We start from the raw sequence: 1,107 nt of genomic DNA, 5'->3' as shown, positions 1-1,107 counted from the left end.
AACCTCGCCCGCGAGGTCGTGCTCGGCTCCGCGCTGTCGCCCGAGACGCCCGCCGAGGACATCCAGCAGGCCTGTGGCACGGGTCTGCAGGCCGCCTTCCAGGTCGCGGCCAAGATCCAGCTCGGCAAGATCGAGTCCGGCATCGCCGGCGGCACCGACACCACGTCGGACGCCCCGCTGGCCATCGGCGACAAGCTCCGCAAGATCCTCATCGAGGCCAACAACGCCAAGGACACCAAGGGCCGGCTCGCCGCCCTCGCCAAGGTGCGCCCGGCCTACCTCGCACCCGACCAGCCGCGCAACGCCGAGCCGCGCACGGGCCTGTCGATGGGTGACCACCAGGCCCGCACCACCCACGCCTGGGGCATCACGCGGGAGGCGCAGGACGAGCTTGCCGCGCTGTCGCACCAGAACCTCGCGAAGTCCTGGGACGAGGGCTGGCAGGACGACCTCGTCACCCCGTTCCACGGCGTCACGAAGGACAACCACCTGCGTCCCGACTCCACGGTCGAGAAGCTGGCGAAGCTGCGGCCGGTCTTCGGCAAGCAGCTCGGCGACGAGGCGACCATGACGGCCGGCAACTCCACCCCGCTGTCCGACGGCGCCTCGGTGGCGCTGCTCGCCTCGGAGGAGGAGGCGGAGCGTCGCGGCTGGACCAAGCGCGCCTACTTCGTCGACTACGAGACCGCCGCCGTCGACTACGTCAGCGGCGCCGAGGGCCTGCTCATGGCCCCGGCCTACGCCGTCCCGCGCATGCTCGCCCGCAACGGCCTGACGCTGCAGGACTTCGACTACTACGAGATCCACGAGGCGTTCGCCGGCCAGGTCGCGTTCGTGAAGCCGCAGTCGGCGTTCTTCGAGCGGTTCGGGTCGCGCGGCGTCGCGATCCTGGAGCGCACGCTGCAGGACCTGCGCCACACCGGCACGCTCACCGTGCTCGACGTCAAGCGCGGCGACATCGGCTCGACCGCCTCCGCCTACGCCGAGGCCTACCTCGACGAGGACAGCCCGATGGCGGCCGACGCGGTGACCGTGAGCCCGTTCCTCGGGTTCGGGTCGCTCGCGCCGTTCCTGGAGGAGGCCGAGAAGAACGACGCCGGCGTCTTC

Annotated in this window: 1 protein-coding gene; it reads left to right on the top strand. The window is 71.4% G+C overall.

Going from position 1 to position 1,107, the window contains the following annotated elements:
• Positions 1–1,107, top strand: a 1,107-nt coding sequence (gene pyrF / locus NH287_RS15105; protein WP_253036263.1) for an orotidine-5'-phosphate decarboxylase, incomplete at both ends; no start/stop codon positions are given.

Origin of the sequence: Microbacterium sp. CnD16-F (genome assembly GCF_024124465.1) — a bacterium.
Taxonomy (GTDB): Bacteria; Actinomycetota; Actinomycetes; order Actinomycetales; family Microbacteriaceae; genus Microbacterium; species Microbacterium gawkjiense.
This window is presented reverse-complemented; position numbering and strand designations above follow the sequence as displayed.